Origin of the sequence: Roseibium sediminis (assembly GCF_008711325.1) — a bacterium.
Taxonomy (GTDB): domain Bacteria; phylum Pseudomonadota; class Alphaproteobacteria; order Rhizobiales; family Stappiaceae; genus Roseibium; species Roseibium sediminis.
In genome coordinates this window covers 1-17,476 of record NZ_VXDB01000014.1, presented here as the reverse complement: position 1 = coordinate 17,476, position 17,476 = coordinate 1, and the positions used below count along the sequence as shown (strand labels likewise).

General features: G+C 58.2%; 18 protein-coding genes and 1 tRNA gene. 2 read left to right on the top strand and 17 right to left on the bottom strand.

All coding sequences use genetic code 11. From position 1 onward, the window contains the following. Positions 1-5: 5 nt before the first annotated feature. The 17 genes from F0155_RS14705 to F0155_RS14625 all read right to left on the bottom strand — a co-directional run bounded on the left by F0155_RS14705 (position 6) and on the right by F0155_RS14625 (position 14,829). Positions 6-1,211: an acyl-CoA dehydrogenase family protein gene (locus F0155_RS14705; RefSeq protein WP_150525294.1), complete on the bottom strand. Its 1,206-nt coding sequence runs from the start codon at positions 1,209-1,211 to the stop codon at positions 6-8. 11 nt (positions 1,212-1,222) lie between these two features. Then, a complete protein-coding gene (locus tag F0155_RS14700; RefSeq protein WP_150525293.1) occupies positions 1,223-1,987 on the bottom strand; it encodes an SDR family NAD(P)-dependent oxidoreductase in 765 nt (254 codons plus the stop codon). Between the two features lie 50 nt (positions 1,988-2,037). Further along, positions 2,038-2,568 (bottom strand): RNA pyrophosphohydrolase, encoded by a 531-nt coding sequence (locus F0155_RS14695; protein ID WP_150525292.1) that lies wholly within the window; start codon positions 2,566-2,568, stop codon positions 2,038-2,040. 7 nt (positions 2,569-2,575) lie between these two features. Continuing rightward, complete coding sequence (locus F0155_RS14690; RefSeq protein WP_150525291.1) at positions 2,576-3,712, bottom strand: divergent polysaccharide deacetylase family protein; 1,137 nt, start codon at positions 3,710-3,712, stop codon at positions 2,576-2,578. Positions 3,713-3,826: 114 nt separating this feature from the next. After that, the gene (locus F0155_RS14685; RefSeq protein WP_150525290.1) at positions 3,827-5,167 is read right to left on the bottom strand and encodes a S41 family peptidase; all 1,341 of its coding nucleotides are present in this window, start codon (positions 5,165-5,167) and stop codon (positions 3,827-3,829) included. Then, on the bottom strand, positions 5,164-6,555 hold the full coding sequence (locus tag F0155_RS14680; protein ID WP_244303521.1) for a murein hydrolase activator EnvC family protein: 1,392 nt from the start codon (positions 6,553-6,555) through the stop codon (positions 5,164-5,166). The genes F0155_RS14685 and F0155_RS14680 overlap by 4 nt, the downstream gene beginning before the upstream one ends. Positions 6,556-6,715: 160 nt before the next feature. Next, a complete protein-coding gene (gene rlmH / locus F0155_RS14675) occupies positions 6,716-7,198 on the bottom strand; it encodes a 23S rRNA (pseudouridine(1915)-N(3))-methyltransferase RlmH (protein WP_150525289.1) in 483 nt (160 codons plus the stop codon). An 81-nt stretch (positions 7,199-7,279) separates the two neighbouring features. Continuing rightward, on the bottom strand, positions 7,280-7,660 hold the full coding sequence (rsfS, locus tag F0155_RS14670) for a ribosome silencing factor (protein ID WP_150525288.1): 381 nt from the start codon (positions 7,658-7,660) through the stop codon (positions 7,280-7,282). A 231-nt stretch (positions 7,661-7,891) separates the two neighbouring features. Then, positions 7,892-8,518 carry a nicotinate-nucleotide adenylyltransferase gene (locus F0155_RS14665; protein ID WP_150525287.1) on the bottom strand — a complete coding sequence of 209 codons (627 nt, stop codon included), beginning with the start codon at positions 8,516-8,518 and terminating at the stop codon, positions 7,892-7,894. Further along, positions 8,515-9,795 (bottom strand): glutamate-5-semialdehyde dehydrogenase, encoded by a 1,281-nt coding sequence (locus F0155_RS14660; RefSeq protein ID WP_150525286.1) that lies wholly within the window; start codon positions 9,793-9,795, stop codon positions 8,515-8,517. Before F0155_RS14660 ends, F0155_RS14665 begins: the two co-directional genes overlap by 4 nt. Positions 9,796-9,834: 39 nt before the next feature. After that, positions 9,835-10,965 (bottom strand): glutamate 5-kinase, encoded by a 1,131-nt coding sequence (proB, locus tag F0155_RS14655; protein ID WP_208999293.1) that lies wholly within the window; start codon positions 10,963-10,965, stop codon positions 9,835-9,837. Then, positions 10,965-12,011, bottom strand: a complete 1,047-nt coding sequence (gene obgE, locus F0155_RS14650; RefSeq protein ID WP_150525284.1) for a GTPase ObgE — start codon at positions 12,009-12,011, stop codon at positions 10,965-10,967. Before obgE ends, proB begins: the two co-directional genes overlap by 1 nt. A gap of 22 nt (positions 12,012-12,033) precedes the next feature. After that, positions 12,034-12,585 (bottom strand): GNAT family N-acetyltransferase, encoded by a 552-nt coding sequence (locus F0155_RS14645; protein WP_150525283.1) that lies wholly within the window; start codon positions 12,583-12,585, stop codon positions 12,034-12,036. Further along, positions 12,582-13,151, bottom strand: a complete 570-nt coding sequence (locus F0155_RS14640) for a GNAT family N-acetyltransferase (protein WP_150525282.1) — start codon at positions 13,149-13,151, stop codon at positions 12,582-12,584. Before F0155_RS14640 ends, F0155_RS14645 begins: the two co-directional genes overlap by 4 nt. Then, positions 13,148-13,753: a GNAT family N-acetyltransferase gene (locus F0155_RS14635; protein ID WP_150525281.1), complete on the bottom strand. Its 606-nt coding sequence runs from the start codon at positions 13,751-13,753 to the stop codon at positions 13,148-13,150. The genes F0155_RS14640 and F0155_RS14635 overlap by 4 nt, the downstream gene beginning before the upstream one ends. A gap of 130 nt (positions 13,754-13,883) precedes the next feature. After that, a complete protein-coding gene (rpmA, locus tag F0155_RS14630; RefSeq protein ID WP_150525280.1) occupies positions 13,884-14,153 on the bottom strand; it encodes a 50S ribosomal protein L27 in 270 nt (89 codons plus the stop codon). A 49-nt stretch (positions 14,154-14,202) separates the two neighbouring features. Next, positions 14,203-14,829, bottom strand: a complete 627-nt coding sequence (locus tag F0155_RS14625; protein ID WP_150525279.1) for a 50S ribosomal protein L21 — start codon at positions 14,827-14,829, stop codon at positions 14,203-14,205. Between the two features lie 367 nt (positions 14,830-15,196). Here F0155_RS14625 and F0155_RS14620 point away from each other — a divergent pair, with 367 nt between their 5' ends. Both F0155_RS14620 and F0155_RS14615 read left to right on the top strand, forming a co-directional pair. Next, positions 15,197-17,101, top strand: coding sequence for an amidohydrolase (locus F0155_RS14620; protein WP_150525278.1), 1,905 nt, complete (start codon positions 15,197-15,199; stop codon positions 17,099-17,101). Between the two features lie 196 nt (positions 17,102-17,297). After that, positions 17,298-17,387: transfer RNA gene (locus F0155_RS14615), tRNA-Ser, on the top strand. The last annotated feature ends 89 nt before the right edge of the window (positions 17,388-17,476 follow it).

Below are 17,476 nucleotides of genomic sequence, written 5' to 3'. Positions count from 1 at the left end.
CTTGCTCAACCCCACTGCCAATAGTCGCTGCTTTCCTTGCCATAGAAGCGGGCCAGCACCATCTTGTGAACCTCGGACGCCCCATCCACCAGCTTCGCGGCACGGGCATAACGATAGACCCATTCAAGAATTGTGTCGGTCGAATACCCTCTCGCTCCATTCAATTGGATAGCGGTATCGACGGCCTTGAACAGCGTGTCCGCGACATGGATTTTCGCGGATGAGACTTCCTTGCGTGCCCGATCGCCCTGATCAAGTTTCCAGGCTGCGTGCATGGTCAGCAGGCGTCCAATCTGAATGTCATGCGCTACTTCGCCAAGGGTGAGCTGAACCGATTCCCGGTCCGCCAGCTTGATGCCAAACCCTTCACGACTTGAGACGTAATCCTGCGCGATTTCCATGCAGCGTTTTGAGAGACCGAGCCAGCGCATGCAGTGTGTCAGGCGCGCCGGACCCAGACGAATTTGGGTCAGGCGCAAGCCGTCCCCAATCTCCATGAGTCGGTCCTCATCCGGGATTTCAAGCCCGTCGAATTCCAGTTCACACACGCCGCCATGCTCGTCCGGGCCCATATTTCCGATCCGACGCACGATCCGCCATCCGGGGCTGTCTGCATGAAACAGAAAAGCCGTCAAATGTCGGCGTTTTTCCTCCGGATCCGGGTCGGTTCTGGCCATGAGAATGAAGTGCTTCGCGACTGCGGCGCCGGAGATGTACCATTTACGGCCATGGACCTTCCAGACATCGCCATGTCGCTCGGCTCGTGTCTGGATCATGCCAGGATCCGACCCACCGCCTGGGTGCGGCTCCGTCATCGCAAAGGACGAATTGACCTTGCCATCGATAATCGGCTGAAGCCATTTGGCTTTTTGTGCTTCGCTCGCCACCATCTCAAGACAGCGCATATTGCCGTCGTCCGGAGCGGCGCAATTGAAGACGGCGGGTCCAAAGATGGAGCGATTGGCTTCTTCGTAGAAAACCGCCTGCTCGACCATGGTCAGGCCCAGTCCGCCACGGCCCTCCGGCATTTGTGGTGCCCAAAGGCCTGCTGCTCTTGCTTTTTCCCGCAAGGTATCGCGCAGGTCCATGCGGATGTTTTCGAACTCGTTATAGGATGCAGGGTCCGCTTCCAGAGGCAGGACATGTTCGGCCACGAAACTGCGCACACGTTGGCGCAAGTCTTCTGCGCGCTGCGAAAGAGTGAAGTCCATGTCAGCCTCCCTTACATGGATGAAACCAGATGCCCGCCATCAACCGGAATGATTGTCCCCGTCATATAGCGGGAGGCATCGCTTGCGAGCAGCAGAAACGGGCCATCAAGTTCTTCGTAATTCCCGATCCGGCGCATCGGGATGCGGCTGATCATCTTCCGGCCGTTTTCGGTTTCGAAAAAACCGGCATTGATCTCGGTCTCGAAATAGCCGGGAGCCAGCGCGTTGACGCGGATGTTGTGGCGCGCCAGATCAAGTGCAAGCGCCTTGGTCATCTGCACGACCCCGGCCTTGGAGACGCAATAGGCGGCAACCCCGGATGCCACCCGCTCGCCGAGGACGGACGCAGTGTTGATGATCGAACCGGGTGTATCGCTCTGCCGCCAGTACCTGCCGCAGGCAACGGCCATCAGCCAGACACCGCGCAGATTGACATCCATCACCGCGTCAAAGTCTGCAGCGGTCTGGTTCAACGGCGAGCCGTCTCGGGCGGTGCCGGCATTGTTGACCAGCACATCCAGTCCGCCCAATGCGGTGGCCGCCTCGGTGACACAGGTGTTGATGGAGGTTTCATCGGTGACATCCAGGGTGTGGATGGAGACAGCTTCCGCCCCGGCTGCCTCAAGATCCCTGGCGAGCGCTGCAAGACGATCGGCGCGCCGTGCGGCGATGGCAACGGAAGCGCCGCTAGCTGCACAGACATGTGCAAAGTGAGCCCCAAGGCCGCTCGATGCACCTGTTATGAGTATCCGCTTGCCCGTAAGGTCAAATGTCACACCGGTCCTCCCAAACCTTTTCAGGATGGCAGGACAATTTGGACGTCAAGTCAAGCTGTTAGATGAGAAAAGGCTTGCACCACCGCCTCATAGACAGGGCGCTTGAAGGGCACGATCAGGCCGGGAAGGTTTTCCGCCCGCTCCCAACGCCACTCGCCGAATTCGGCAGAATGCCCATCTGGTGGGTTCAGAATATCGACTTCACTGTCGTTTCCTTCAAATCGAAGGGCGTACCAGCGCTGTGCCTGACCGCAATGTTTTCCCTTTCGGGATTTTGCCGCAACTTCAGGGGGGTAATCGTAGGCAAACCACTGAGGGGCAGCCTCCAGAAGAGAGACCGATTTTACGGACGTTTCTTCGTAGAGTTCCCGGAACGCGGCCTCTTGTGGATCTTCATCCTTGTCGATCCCGCCCTGAGGCATCTGCCATGAATATTCGTAGGCAGACTCTCCGCTGCCGTCATCGCGCTTTCCGATCCAGACAAGTCCGTCGCGGTTTATCAGGAAAACACCGACGCAGGGGCGGTAGCTCCGCTCTCCTATACCTTTGGGAAAGTCAGGTCCGAGCCAATCACTACTCACGTCAAATCTACCTGTCGATTGTTGCGCTGATGGGGACCAGCAACAGGCCCCGCTCTTCAAGTCCCTGCGCCCATCGCTCGATCTGGCGAACGGTGACCGGCAGCGCCGAGCCGGTGGCAACGGCTATACCACGCGCACGGGCAAGACCTTCAAGCTGAAGAAGCTTGGCATTGATTTCATCTTCACGGGGAACGGCATCCAGCACGACATCCACACCGCTGAACGGCGTCTTTGTTTCCGACGCGATCTCCCCGGCAACCGAACGGGAAGACCCGCCGTTGTCGACAAACATCAGACCGCGATCCCGCAATCCTTCCATGAACAGCTGCAGGGAGGTGCGAGTGGAGGTAAAGCGTGCGCCCATGTCAGGCATGATGCCCACGTAATTCGTGATGCGCGTCATGATCCAGGCCAGTCGCTCGGTCAGTTCTGTCGGAGACAGGCTCACAAGCAAGGTATGCGGGCCCGGATCATTATCCGGATAATCAAACGGCTCCATGGGAACCGACAGCAGCAACTCATGCCCTTTCGAACGGGCATCCTGCATCCAGCGATCAAGATCGGCGCCGTATGGGCTGAACCCGAGCGTTACATCGACCGGCAGGCGATCAATCACGTTTTGCGTACCGGCCTCACTCAATCCGAGGCCGTTGATTACAACAGCGATTTTCGGGATCGAGGAAAAGTCGGTTTCAAACGGTCTGGCATAGGCATCAAGCGGACGGACGCCTTCTGAATCCACTCTCGGAAGGAACCCATAGCCCGAGCGCTCCATGACGCGGGGGTCCGGATAGTTGGATAACCCGTTCCCGGCCTGCTGCAGAGCAGTCTGATCGATCAGATTGTAGCGGGGGCCAAGATCAACCCCTCCCCGATTTCGCCGTTCACTTGGCGCGCCTGCTCCATCCAGAGCCGGCCTGATCTCGACAACTTCAATATCGCGGGTCGCAAGACCGTCATTGGAAATACTCAGCGGAACGACAGCTTTCGGTTCCCCGCCCAGAGGATCTTCGACAACGCCCATCCAGATCAGCCCGGTGGTTACAACAACCGAAATGATGCCGACCCCGATCAAACCGAAAGGGAGGCGCAGAAATCGGCGTTTTCCGAGGCCTAGTGGAGCTGAGAGATCTTCATTCGCCATGGCGTAAAAGGGCGTCCTGCGTCTGCTGCAACTGCAGCTATCTGAGTCAATTCGAATATGAAACGCATACTGGAAAGCCGCACCGGGGGTCCGGCGCGGCTTTCATGATCCCAATCAGTTGGGGACTGCCGTTGCGCCATCCGCGAGAGGCGGAAATGCGCTGTTCACCTGCACACCGCGCAACAGATCAAGCGCGAGCTGCAACTGCTTGTCTTCAGCCGGATCAGCCGGGACATAGGCCTGGCTACCGGATTCTTCCTTGCCTTCGGCAGCATCTTCACCTTCCAGGTGACCACGAAGACCGGCCTCTCCCTTGGTTTCGGCGCGGCCGATCAGTTCTTCAGGCAGATCCTGCAGAACCTCGATGTCCGGCGTAATGCCCTTGGCCTGGATCGATGTTCCAGACGGGGTGTAGTAGCGCGCGGTGGTCAGGCGGATCGCGCCGTTCGCTCCCAGCGGGATGATCGTCTGGACGGAACCCTTACCGAAGGACCGGGTACCGAGAATGGTTGCCCTGCGGTGATCCTGAAGTGCACCCGCAACAATTTCGGACGCGGAGGCAGAACCGCCGTTCACCAGAACGATAACTGGCTTGCCATCCGTGAGGTCGCCGCCACGTGCGTTGTAACGCTGGGTTTCGTCAGCATTGCGCCCGCGCGTGGAAACGATTTCGCCACGATCGAGGAAGGCATCAGACACTGCAATGGCTTGATCGAGCAACCCACCCGGATTGTTGCGCAGGTCGATGATGTAGCCCTTGAGGTCCTTGCCGATATTCTTGCTGGTTTCCTCGATACCGTTCTTCAAGCCGTCGAAGGTCTGCTCGTTGAACTGGGTCACGCGGACATAGCCGACATCGCCTTCCTCACGCCAGCGAACCGAACGGATGCGGATGATGTCGCGGGTGATCTTGATCTCGATCGGGTCTGCAGCGCCAGCCCGGCGAACCGTGATGATGATGTCCGTATTGACCGGGCCACGCATCTTTTCAACGGCCTGATTGAGCGTCAGACCCTGCACCTGCTCACCATCAATATAGGTGATCAGATCGCCAGCCAGAACGCCCGCCTTGGCTGCAGGTGTCTCATCGATCGGAGACACGACCTTCACCAGTCCGTCTTCCATGGTGACTTCGATACCAAGTCCCCCGAACTCGCCACGGGTCTGCACCTGCATGTCGCGGAAGCTTTTCGGAGACATGTAGCTTGAGTGCGGATCGAGCGACGTCAGCATGCCATTGATGGCGCTTTCGATGAGCTCTGCGTCGTCTGGAACCTCGACATAGTCGGAGCGCACACGTTCAAACACATCACCAAACAGGTTCAATTGCCTGTAGGTGTCGGATTGGGCTGCATTAGCCGCGTCGGATACGCGGAAGGGAATTTGTGACAGTGTCGTGACTGCTACAGCCCCGATCAGGGTGCCGGCGAGCAGCAGGGAAGCTTTCCGTATCATCCGCGTGCCTTTTCTTTTTCAGTGCTTTCCCACCACGGGGCAGGATCAATTGCACGTCCGTCTTTCCGAAATTCTACATATAGGACGGGCTGAGTGGAACCCAACCCAATAGTCGATGCGCTCGCCCACTTGGTTGTCCCCATGACACCAACAGGCTCACCCGCCAGAACAAATTGACCAAGCTCTGCATCTATCCGGTCCATACCGGCCAGAAGCACATGGTATCCATCGCCCATATTCAGGATCAAGAGCTGGCCAAAGGACCGAAAAGGTCCGGCATAAACAACCCATCCATCGGCAGGTGACGTTACCGTCGATCCTACACGGCTGGAAATGGATTGTCCTTCAGTCAAGTTCCCGAATTCGTCTTCTTCACCATAATCACGCAAAAGTGCGCCGGAAACCGGGAAAGGAAGCTTTCCTTGCACGTCCACAAAGGCAACTGCCGGAGCGAGCCGACCTGCATCGCTGAAGGGATTCGCCATGTCTGCGGGCGTGTTCGCCTTGTTGAGCGCAGCCAGTCGCGCCTCTTCGGCGGCCTTCTGCGCGCTGGCGATTTCCTTTTCCAGGTCCGAAATCAGCTCCTTGAGGCTTGCTGCTTTCTCGGCGAGTTCCTGCGCCTTCTGCTTTTCCGCAGCAAGGTTCTGCGCCGTTGCTTCGCGCTCCTTGCGCTTTGCGCTGAGCAGCAGCTCAAGCCGGGACTGCTCTTCCACAAGACGAAGGGCATCACCACGCAGCCGATCCTTTTCGGCAGCGATGCTTGTGCGAAGCCGGCTGAGTTCGGCCAGATCTGCTGCCAACGCTTCTGTCTCCAGCTTCAATTCCGGCATGACGGCATTGAGGAGGATGGCAGTGCGGACCGCAGAAAGAGCGTCATCGGGACGAACTGCCAGAGCGGGCGGAGGGCGGCGGCCGAGTTTCTGCAACCCGGCAAGCACTTCGGCAAGAACGCCTCTGCGCGCATTGAGAGACTGACGGATCGCATCCTCATTTTCTCCCAACGTGCCAAGTCGGCGCTCCGTGTCGGTCAGGTCAGTCTCGATCCGCTTGACGCTGTCTGCGGTGCTGATGATGCGCGCATTCAACGTTTCACGGTCACGGTCTATCAGCGCGATTTCCCGCTCGATGGTGCCCTGCGCATCCGTCGACAGTTCAATATCGCGTGATAGCGCGGCAAGTTCCGCTTCCCGAGCCTGTTTTCTGATCTCTGCCTTGGCCGCATCTGATTCGGATTCCGGAGCCACATCCGGCACTTCGAGCACTTCCGTTGCCGCTGCCGTTCTTTGCCCCACGGCAAAAATCGGTATGGCGGCACACAGGACAAGCGGCAATGCCCGGGATAGCCACCGGTTCTTCATGCCCTTGCTGATGCGATGCTCGTGATTCATACCGAATTTATGGCGCACCAAAATTAACGAAGCGTTTACCATATCCGAGGCTATCGGCCTTCGTCGTGGAGAACGATACCGACAGCCCGCAAACAAAGCGGTTTCCAATGATTTTGTGCGGGGGGATTACGGCGAAAGGCAGGCAGTTCGCCCGGCGCATTCAGCTCCGGTGGTAAGGGTGCCCGGAACGAATGGTAATTGCGCGGTAAATCTGTTCGGTAAGCAGGATGCGAACGAGTTGATGCGGCCATGTCATTGCCCCCATGGCGAGTTTCAGGTCCGCCCTCTGCAGGACCTCCTCGCCATGCCCGTCCGCGCCGCCGATAACAAAAACGATTTCGCCGACCCCTTCATCAACCCACGAAAAGACCTTTTCACTAAAGCTTTCGCTCGACAGTGATTTCCCGTTCTCGTCGAGAACAACGAGACGCGCGCGCGCATCGAGTTGGGACAGAAGGTTTGCGGCTTCTTCGCGCTTGCGATCTGCCGCTCGACCAGCCCGGCTTTCGGGAAGCTCCAGAAGGGTGACGTCCCCTACCCCGATCGGGCGACCGGCCTTGCGGGCCCGGTCGATGTAGCGGTCAAAAAGGTCTTTTTCGGCACCGGCCTTCAAGCGTCCGATGCATCCGATTTTCAGGCGCATTTCCTACCGCCCGGCCGGATGGCCGGGTCCAAGCTTGGCTCTCGCGGGCATCAACAGGTCCGCAGACCTGCCCTGCCTGGTTCAGCCTATAAACTGCGGTGCCTGTTCTTCCTCGGGCGCCCACATCTTTTCAAGATTGTAGAAGCCGCGCACCTCCGGACGGAAGATGTGTACGATCACATCTCCGGCGTCGATGAGAACCCAGTCACATGCTGATTGGCCTTCAACGGTTGCAGAACGAACCCCAGCGCTTTTCAAGTCGCGCAGGAGATGGTCCGCAATCGCACCGACGTGACGATGGGAGCGACCGGACACGATCACCATGTGATCGGCCAGGGAGCTTTTTCCAGCGATGTCGAGGGTAACGATTTCCTCTGCTTTGGAGCCGTCAAGGCTGGAGAGGACCGTATCGAGCAGATCAGCCGCAAGTTCGCTTACGGTTGCCTGATGAGGAGCGGACATTGAAGCCCCCTCACTTTCAAAGGTCATGGTCAGTGGAATCGCCTTTCGCTTTCATGTCCGTTCTGTCTCCTGTCACCTGTTCTCCGGAATTTTGGAGCCTGGAACAGGGACAAAACCGGTTGACCGTACCTCGACCGCACAGCCTGCGGTCGCATTCATGATACCTCGCTTACCTTGGCATTTTCAAGACAAGCAGTATTCGCAATGGTTTTCCGTCCCCTGACGGATGCCTCAGCTGCGCCGTAATGCAGTCGATGAGGTCTCGTCAAGCGGCGCGTGCAGAAAAGTCCAGGCCGGCGGCATCAGATCCGGCAAAAGGGCAGCGTCTTTCTCCGGAAGACGGCAGGACCCAAAGGCTCGGGCCATGGGCGCCGACAGAACCGAGAGCGTTGCTCCGGGGCGATTGACCACCGCCACCGGCACCTGCGCAAGGATCGAGCGCCAATCCTGCCAGCGATGGAAAGTGGCCAGATTGTCTGCTCCCATGAGCCAGACAAAACGCAGGTTCGGCCGTTTCGCCTTCAGCATGTCCACGGTCCGCGCCGTATAGGGCGACCCAAGCACTTGCTCATAGGCTGTTACCCTCATGTGCGGGCCACTTGCCAGCGTTGAAGTCATCTCCAAGCGATGTGCCAGCGGCGCAAGATGGGAATGGTCCTTGAGCGGATTACCCGGTGTGACCAGCCACCAGACCTGATCCAGAGCCAGACGCTTGCGCGCTGTCTCGGCAACCAGCAGATGCCCGGAATGGGGAGGATTGAAAGACCCGCCGAACAGGCCGATCCGGTTTCCCGCTTCGGCATGTGGCAACGTCAACCAGGCCTGGTCCACGCTCTCCGAGACGAAGGAAAGTGTCATGGGCGCGTTTGTCCAGAGCCACGCACCTTGTATTTGAAGCTGGTCAGCTGCTCGACACCCACCGGACCGCGGGCATGCATGCGGCCCGTGGCAATGCCGATTTCAGCCCCCATGCCGAATTCGCCGCCGTCTGCAAACTGTGTCGATGCGTTGTGCAGGACAATCGCCGAATCCACCTCGTTCAGGAAGGTTTCAGCCGCTGCCGGATCTTCGGTGATGATACAGTCGGTGTGGCTGGAGCTGTAACGAGCGATATGGTCCATGGCCTCATCGAGGCCGGAGACCACCTTTACCGACAGGATCTTGTCCAGATATTCGGTCGTCCAGTCCTCATCGGTCGCCGCCTCGATGCCGTTTCCGACAGTTTGGGTCCGAGCATCGCCCCGAATGCAGCAGTCCTTTTCCTGAAGAGCAGCCATAAGCTCCGGCAGGAAGCTGTCTGCAAGGCTTTCATCCACCAGCAAGGTCTCCAGCGCACCGCAGATCCCGGTGCGACGCAGCTTGGAATTCAGGACAATGTCCCTCGCCTTGGAAAGGTCTGCCGCCTTGTCGATGAAAATATGCACCAGCCCTTCAAGGTGGGCAAAGACCGGCACCCGAGCTTCCGTTTGCACACGGGCCACCAGGCTCTTGCCACCGCGCGGGACAATCACATCGAGATTGCCTTCAAGGCCCTTCAGCATTTCGCCAACGGCAGCACGGTCGGCAATCGGCACGATCTGGATCGCGTCTCCCGGCAGACCGGCTTGCTCAAGCCCCTTCTGCAAGGCCGCATGGATTGCACGATTGGAATTGATCGTATCCGACCCGCCGCGCAGGATCACCGCATTGCCTGCCTTGAGGCACAAGGCGCCAGCATCCGCGGTAACGTTCGGGCGACTTTCGTAAATCACGCCGATCACGCCAAGTGGTGTGCGGACACGTTCGATATGCAAGCCATTGGGGCGATCCCATCCTGCAATCACGGTTCCAACCGGATCATCCAGTTCGGCAATATCTTCAAGCGCCTTGGCAATAGCTTCGACACGCTCCTTCGTCAGTGTGCCACGGTCGAGGAAGGCATCCGTCTGGCCATTCGCGCGCATGGTTTCAAGATCGATGGCATTGGCAGCCAGAATGTCTGGCGTGGCGGCCCGCATGGCAGAGGCCATGTTTTTTAAGGCCGCGTTCTTGGCTTCAGTTGGGGCAGTGGCAAGTGTCCGGGTCGCGGCCCGGGCACGACGACCCAGCTCCGCCATCAACTCCGTCACGTCTACTGCTTCAACCTTGTCCAACATTGCCCTCAGTCCCGTTTTTTCGACCCGTCCCGTCGAACCCTAAGCCAATAACGCATCTTCCACCGCCAGATCATCGCGGTGGATCATTTCCGCCCGGCCCGGATAGCCGACGATCGTCTCGATCTCCCGGCTGTTCCGTCCTGCGATCAGCACAGCTTCCGATTGATCATAGGCAATCAGACCGCGGCCAATCAGACCGCCATCCGGCCCACGAAGGGTCACCGCATCGCCGCGCCCGAACTGGCCGTCAACCCGAGTTACACCGGCTGGCAGCAGGCTCTTGCCCGACAGCAGGGCCTTGACGGCCCCCTGATCCAGATGAATTTCGCCCTTGAGCTCCAGATGTCCGCCAATCCACGCCTTGCGGGCACTTGCCGGAGAGGCCAGCGCCGGGAACCAGGTACATCTTGCGCCTTCGTCCAGACGCTTCAGCGGGTTAAGCGCCTTGCCGCTGGTGATGACCATGGAGGTGCCAGCGGAGGTGGCGATCTTGCCAGCCTCGATCTTCGTTTTCATACCACCGCGAGACAGCTCCGATCCGGCACTGCCGGCCATGGATTCAATCTCGCGGGTAATGCGCGGAACTTCAGGAAGGAAAATCGCGTCCGGATTATCTGCCGGTGGCGCCGTATAGAGGCCATCGATATCAGACAGCAGAACAAGGCAGTCCGCGCTTGCCATTGTCGCAACGCGCGCTGCCAGACGATCATTGTCGCCATAGCGGATTTCAGAGGTCGCGACCGTATCATTCTCGTTGACGATCGGCACCGCTCCCATGCGCAGCAAGGTGCCGATGGTTGCGCGCGCATTGAGGTAACGACGGCGCTCTTCCGTGTCACCGAGGGTCAGAAGAATCTGACCGGCCTTCTTGCCGTGGCCCGCAAGTGCCTCGGAATAGGCTTGCGCCAATGCAATCTGGCCAACGGATGCCGCCGCCTGACTGTCTTCAAGCTTCAAAGGCCCGGAAGGCAATCCCAGAATTCCCCGTCCAAGCGCGATCGAGCCGGAAGAGACAATGAGCATTTCCGAACCACTCTCGGCCAGAGACACGACATCGTCCACGAGGGCCTGAAGCCACTCGCGCTTTAATGATCCTTTCTCGACCAGAAGCGCAGAGCCGATCTTGACCACAATGCGGTCATGTCCGCGCAAGCGACGAGCGCTACTCATTACGGATGCCATCCCTCTTCCTGTTGCGAAGGCACCTGATTGGCAGCATCTTCCTTGTCCTTGTCAATGGCGCGGACAATCATCCGAAGGGCCGTATCGACATTCCGACGGCTTGCCGAAGACAGGATCAGGGGCTTTTGCCCGCAAGCAGCTTCAAGGGCTGCGGCCTTTTCCGTGATGACGTCATCGGTCAAGGCATCACATTTCGACAGGGCGACGATTTCCGGCTTGTCCGTCAGGCCATTGCCATAGGCAGCCAGCTCGCCGCGCACCACACGGTAAGCTTCACCCGGATCATCCTGATTGGACCCGTCGACCAGATGAAGCAGCACGCGTGTGCGTTCCACGTGACCGAGGAAGCGGTCGCCAAGGCCTGTGCCTTCATGCGCGCCTTCGATCAAGCCCGGAATATCGGCCATTGCAAAGCTGTTATTGTCGATCTGCACGATACCGAGATTCGGGTGCAGCGTCGTGAAGGGATAGTCGGCAATCTTCGGCTTTGCCGCAGACACCGTTGCAAGGAAGGTCGATTTGCCTGCATTCGGCAAACCAACAAGCCCCGCATCGGCGATCAGCTTCAGCCGCAGCCAGATCCACTTTTCCTCGCCTTCAAGACCCGGGTTTGCCCGGCGCGGCGCCTGATTGACCGAGGACTTGAAGTGGGCATTGCCGAAGCCGCCATTGCCGCCCTTGAGCAGCTTGACCTGCTGCCCCAGTTCGGTGAGGTCTGCAATGATCGTGTCGTTGTCTTCCTCAAGGATCTGGGTCCCGACCGGCACCTTGAGGATGACATCCTCGCCATCCGCCCCGGTGCGGTTCTTGCCCATGCCGTGGATCCCGGTCCCGGCCTTGAAATGCTGCTTGTATCGATAATCAATCAGAGTGTTGAGGCCATCGACACATTCGATGATCACATCCCCGCCACGACCTCCGTCGCCGCCGTCCGGTCCACCGTACTCGATATATTTCTCGCGCCGGAAGGATACACAGCCTGCGCCGCCGTTGCCCGATCGCACGTAGATCTTGGCCTGGTCGAGGAATTTCATCTTATTGTCTTTCCAGTCGTCCCTACGCCACCTTGAGCGCCGAGAACGTATTCCGTGTGAGCTTCATCACGATGTCGGGTACAAAATCACCGCGCGCCAAGCTCATGCTTGCGCTGCGGCCAATCATTTCAAAGCCGCACTTGGTCAGCACATTGATCGAATTCTCGTTCTCTTCCATTGCCGTACCAAAGACCATCTCATGGTCTGTGGTCTGGAAGAGCCAGTCAATCGCTGCGGCCACGGCCTCGCTTATGAACCCCTGCCCCCAAAAAGGACGGCCAAGCCAATACCCGATATCGGGTGTTTCATGCAATGCCTTGAAGGACACGGCACCAATCATTTGGCCCTTATAGTCAATATGAAACACGAGTTCGGGCGCAGTGGAGGGCTTTTCCCACCACTCCATCACCTGCCGAAGGCGTTTCTTTCCCGCCTCCATGTCGTAAGGATAGGGTACCTGGGCAAGCATCCTGGAGACTTCAAAGTCACCAAGCCACTCTTCGTACTTTTGAATGTCGGACGCCTTCGGCTGGCGCAAGACCAACCGCTCCGTCCTGATTTGCACGTTTGTCATGCCACTGCCCTTTGCATGTCAAAATCATTGCGCGTCAAACACACGACAACATTGTCAATTTTACGATCCAGCGCTCTGGAGTAGCGCTGCGTCTTGCCGAACGGCTTGAAACCGAGTTTTCTCAACAGCCCGCGCGACGCCTTGTTGTCCTCGAAGACACGGGCTGCGATGGCATCACATGTATGGTTTTCAAATCCCCATTCAACCGCAGCCTGCGCCGCTTCACTGCCATAGCCAAAACCCTGGAAAGGCCGACCGAGCCAATATCCGATGGTTGGATGATCAATCCCCTCTCCGGAAAGTTCGCCCGGGACCTCTATCGACACCAACCCGATGAAGATACCGCCGAGGGTGATGGCAAATACCGCCGCATTTGCCGCCGCGCCTTCGCCAAGCACCGACTGAAGAAAGCCCTCGACGGCCCCTTCCTCGTAAGGCCAGGGAAACGACGTCATCCAGCGGGCGACTTCGAAGTCTTTCCCACCAAGTTCGATCATTGCCGCAGCATCCTCCATGCGTATTGGACGAAGGACCAAACGACGTGTCGTGATCCGGGAAAGGGTCATTGCAACCTCCCCCAGGCCTTGAGAGCTCCCCAGACCGGCTTCTCCAGCCCGTATCTTTCAATGGGGACCGACCCTCCCGCCCCAACGGAGCGGATCATGCTCTGGTCCCGATACTGGAAGCCTGACTTGACGAGGACCCGGCGGGACGCGGCATTGGTCACGCGGCAGGCAGCCGTCAGTTCTTCTGTATCGGAATGGGTGAAGGCATGGTCCACAAGCGAGTGAACCGCTTCCGTCGCATAGCCATTGCCCCAGAACGGTTCGCCGATCCAGTAGCCGATATGAACCGGCCCGCCGCCCTCCAGCCGACAATAGCGCGAGAGGCCAATCAGACGTCCCGTCGCCTTGAGGCGGATTGCGAAGGTTGCCGAGCCGCGATGCGCCGCCTCGGCGCGGGTGATCACCGCCTTGGCATCCTGCATCGTGAAGGGATACGGCTGCTGGAGCAGGTTGACCGCAACCTTTCGGTTGTTGGCCAAAAACACCAGATCCGCAATATCGTCCGCGCCCGGCACATCGAGCTTCACGCGAACCGCTTCCTGCGGCAACGGGGCCGCACCCAGACAGCTTTCGTCTAGTAAACCATCACTTTCGACAACCATGTTTTCCTCCAGTCAGGGCTCAAAGCAAAAGGGGAAGACGGCACCCCATCTCCCCCTTGAACTCTGACTGGTCGTGTCGTGCTCTCCGGGGCCTTATGGGGCGCCGGCGAGTTTTCGTGACACGTCGGCGTTACTCCGCTGCTTCCGCTACCGGAAGCACGTTGATAAAGGTTCGGCCGTTGGATTTCGGCTGGAAAGTCACTTTGCCTTCGACGGTTGCGAAGATGGTGTGATCCTTGCCGATGCCAACGCCCGTGCCCGGATGCCACTTCGTGCCGCGCTGACGCGCAATGATGTTGCCCGGAACGACAGCTTCGCCGCCGAACTTCTTGATGCCGAGACGGCGGCCCGCGGAATCGCGACCGTTACGGGATGAACCGCCTGCCTTTTTATGTGCCATGAGGGTACTCCTCGATTATTTCGTTAGCTTCAGCGTTTGAAACGGCGGCTTATTTGCCAGCCAGTTCCTTGGCCTGTTCGATCCAGTTGTCACGCTCGATGCGGCCCTTGAAGTTCAGGACCTCGTCAACGCGGGCGATGTCATCAGCAGAGAAGTTCAGGACCTGCTCATAGGTGGTGATGCCCAGAGCATTCAGCTTCTTCTCCAGAACCGGACCAACGCCGGAGATCTTCTTCAGATCGTCGGCCTTGCCTTCCGGCGCAGTGAAGAGCGGAGCGAGGTCTTCGCCAGCTGCTTCTTCCTTGGCTTCTTCAGCCTTCGGCGCGGCCTTCTTCGGCGCAGCCTTCTTGGCCGGCTTCGCGCCACCGGTCAGGATGTCAGTGACCTTGACGAGGGTGTAGGCCTGACGGTGGCCGTTGCGGCGCCGGGAATTCTGACGGCGGCGCTTCTTGAAAATGATGATCTTGCGGTTGCGACCCTGCTCGACGACCTCAGCCACAACAGTCGCACCTTCAATGGTCGGAGCGCCAATCGTGGTGTCGGTGCCATTGCCAACAACCAGTACTTCGTCGAAAGTTACAGTGGAACCGGCTTCGGCTTCCAGCTTTTCGATCTTCAAAACGTCATCTGCAGCGACGGTGTATTGCTTACCGCCAGTCTTGATTACTGCGAACATGTCTCGCACGTCCTTCTTTTCGTTCTTGCGTTCTTCGGCGCTGCCCTTGGTGAAGGAACAGTCTTTTGTTATCGACCTGATGGTCCGACTTTAGCGATCAGTCCGCTCAGGAGATAAGGGCCTCGAACAGCACAAAAGGCGAGATGTAGCCCATCCCGCCAGTTACAGTCGGGTTCCTTACACCCTACCCCGCGCCCGAGTCAATCTTCTAAACCCGAACACTGCGGAGAAATCCTCCTCACCGTTGACCTGCCGGTAAAACAGCAGCATCCTTGTCGTGTATCAGGCCAATCCGCACCCTTTTCGTGCATTTTTTGCCATTGACCTTTTGCGACAGCTTTCAAGTCTTTCATCTTGGACCTTTGACATGCAGCTCAAACGTTTTCTGATCACCGCCTCTGCGGGGCTTGCCAGCTTTTCAGCCGCTCACGCACAGGGCATTTCCCTGCAGGACGTGATGTCTGGAAGCAAACCCCTTCCCGAGGCGACGATCTATGTCGCAAAAGAAATCATCACGATGGATCCAAACAGACCGCGCGCAGAGGCCGTGGCTGTCATTCGTGGCAAGATCGCCGCTGTTGGATTACGCAGCGAGCTGGAAGCCCTTTCCGGCACCCAGAAATACAGGGTCGATGACACCTTCCGCGACAAGGTCATCATGCCCGGCTTTGTGGAACAACACGTACATCCACTTTTGACATCCCTCATGTTGGTTGCCGATTCAGTCATCGCGATTGAGGACTGGGAAACGGCCAATGGTCCGGCACCTGCCGCCCGCGCGGAAGATGCCTACAAAAATGCCCTGAAAGCTGCACTTGCGCGTTACACGCCTGGCGACAGCGCCTTTCTGACATGGGGCTACCATCACTATTTTCATGGCCCGATGTCCCGTGCGCTGCTGGATGAAATGGCCCCCGACTTTCCGGTCATCGTGTGGCACCGGTCCATGCACGAGATCTATCTGAATAGCCAAGCCATGGAAAAATATGGCGTGACTTCGGAGTATGTTTCCGGCTTCACCGCTTCCCAGACCAAGCAGTCCAATTTCGAGGAGGGCCACTTCTGGGAACAGGGGCTCTTCAAGGTGATCGAGAAAGTCGCCCCTGCCATGGTAACTCCGGAGCGACTGGTAAAGGGGCTGCAATATAGCGAGGATTTCTACCACCGGAACGGGATCACCATTGCCGCTGAACCTGGCGGCGTTCTCTCGCGCGATCTGCAGAATGTGGTGAATTCGGTCTATGGCGATGATGCTACACCCTTCAACCACTATTTCATTCCCGACGGGAAGTCGCTTTTCGGGCTCTATCCGGACGCCCCGGACAAGTTGCTGCTGGAAACGGAGGCCGTGACAAGTTGGGGCAATGGACGGGCGAAGTACCTTCCCAAGCAAGTGAAACTCTTCATGGATGGCGCGATCTACAGTCAGCTGATGCAAATGCGGGACGGTTATACCGATGGGCATCACGGCGAGTGGATCATGGACCCCGAAGTCTTCAATGGCGCTTTCCAGACCTATTGGGATGCAGGATACCAGATCCATATCCACAACAACGGCGACAAGGGCCTGGACGTTCTCCTCGACAATCTGGAAGAAGCCCAACGGCGAAACCCTCGCTATGATCATCGGACAGTTATCGTTCACTACGGCTTTGCCGCCTCGGACCAGATCGTCCGGGCTTCGCGGCTCGGCGCGCTTGTCAGCGCCAATCCCTATTATGTGACCGCGCTTGCAGACAGATACGCGGAGATCGGCATCGGACCTGAGCGCACTGCCCGAATGGTTCCACTGGGCGAGGCGGAACGATTGGGACTGTCCCTATCCTTCCACTCGGACATGCCCATGGCCCCGGCCAAACCGCTGCAGCTTGTCTGGTCCGCTGTGACCCGCTTGACGGCTGATGGCAAGGTGAACGGACCCGATCAGGCCGTTTCCCTCGACACGGCCCTGAAAGCAATCACAATTGATGCGGCCTACTCCATCCAGCTTGAAAGTGAAGTCGGATCGATAACGCCCGGCAAGATGGCGAATTTCACGGTGCTGGACGACAGCCCATACGATGTGGCGCCGGACAAACTGAAGAATATCGGTATCTGGGGCACGGTTCTGGAGGGCCGCGTACAGCCCGTTTCAAGAGCTGCAGGACAGAAAGCCGAAACACCTGCCGCGCTGCCTGCCGATGTTCCGGTTCGGGTGGTCGCCCACGCTGTGGCCCTGCAGGCTGCCCATCGCGGAGACCATGAACCGGCTCTGGGCGACACCCCGCATTAAGGCCGCGGCGGCAACGTATCCACATGGAACCGGGTTATTTCACACTAACCCGGTTCCACCTTCTATAGGTGCGGGTTTTCAGCGTCAGAATACAGTTGAATTTTCTTGCAGCATTTTCCGAAATCGCTCTTGCAGCTGGAAGTTCCCTTGTCTATGTTCCGCGCCACCAAACGACCCGCTTACCCATAAGCGCCGCGGAGAGGTGCCGGAGTGGTCGAACGGGGCGGTCTCGAAAACCGTTGAGCGCGCAAGCGTTCCGAGGGTTCGAATCCCTCTCTCTCCGCCATTTTCTTTTTCAAGAAATTGAATTTGCGAGATAATTTTATCGGGTAGGTTTTCAGCCCATCACTCAGCCCATCAATTGAATTGCATTTC

What these genes read in the sequence shown, in the direction of transcription:
- F0155_RS14705 (WP_150525294.1), bottom strand. Translation starts at nt 1,211, where the DNA reads ATGGACTTCACTCTTTCGCAGCGCGCAGAAGACTTGCGCCAACGTGTG.
- F0155_RS14690 (WP_150525291.1), bottom strand. Translation starts at nt 3,712, where the DNA reads ATGGCGAATGAAGATCTCTCAGCTCCACTAGGCCTCGGAAAACGCCGA.
- F0155_RS14685 (WP_150525290.1), bottom strand. Translation starts at nt 5,167, where the DNA reads ATGATACGGAAAGCTTCCCTGCTGCTCGCCGGCACCCTGATCGGGGCT.
- F0155_RS14680 (WP_244303521.1), bottom strand. Translation starts at nt 6,555, where the DNA reads ATGAATCACGAGCATCGCATCAGCAAGGGCATGAAGAACCGGTGGCTA.
- rlmH (WP_150525289.1), bottom strand. Translation starts at nt 7,198, where the DNA reads ATGCGCCTGAAAATCGGATGCATCGGACGCTTGAAGGCCGGTGCCGAA.
- rsfS (WP_150525288.1), bottom strand. Translation starts at nt 7,660, where the DNA reads ATGTCCGCTCCTCATCAGGCAACCGTAAGCGAACTTGCGGCTGATCTG.
- F0155_RS14665 (WP_150525287.1), bottom strand. Translation starts at nt 8,518, where the DNA reads ATGACACTTTCCTTCGTCTCGGAGAGCGTGGACCAGGCCTGGTTGACG.
- F0155_RS14660 (WP_150525286.1), bottom strand. Translation starts at nt 9,795, where the DNA reads ATGTTGGACAAGGTTGAAGCAGTAGACGTGACGGAGTTGATGGCGGAG.
- proB (WP_208999293.1), bottom strand. Translation starts at nt 10,965, where the DNA reads ATGAGTAGCGCTCGTCGCTTGCGCGGACATGACCGCATTGTGGTCAAG.
- obgE (WP_150525284.1), bottom strand. Translation starts at nt 12,011, where the DNA reads ATGAAATTCCTCGACCAGGCCAAGATCTACGTGCGATCGGGCAACGGC.
- F0155_RS14645 (WP_150525283.1), bottom strand. Translation starts at nt 12,585, where the DNA reads ATGACAAACGTGCAAATCAGGACGGAGCGGTTGGTCTTGCGCCAGCCG.
- F0155_RS14640 (WP_150525282.1), bottom strand. Translation starts at nt 13,151, where the DNA reads ATGACCCTTTCCCGGATCACGACACGTCGTTTGGTCCTTCGTCCAATA.
- F0155_RS14635 (WP_150525281.1), bottom strand. Translation starts at nt 13,753, where the DNA reads ATGGTTGTCGAAAGTGATGGTTTACTAGACGAAAGCTGTCTGGGTGCG.
- rpmA (WP_150525280.1), bottom strand. Translation starts at nt 14,153, where the DNA reads ATGGCACATAAAAAGGCAGGCGGTTCATCCCGTAACGGTCGCGATTCC.
- F0155_RS14625 (WP_150525279.1), bottom strand. Translation starts at nt 14,829, where the DNA reads ATGTTCGCAGTAATCAAGACTGGCGGTAAGCAATACACCGTCGCTGCA.
- F0155_RS14620 (WP_150525278.1), top strand. Translation starts at nt 15,197, where the DNA reads ATGCAGCTCAAACGTTTTCTGATCACCGCCTCTGCGGGGCTTGCCAGC.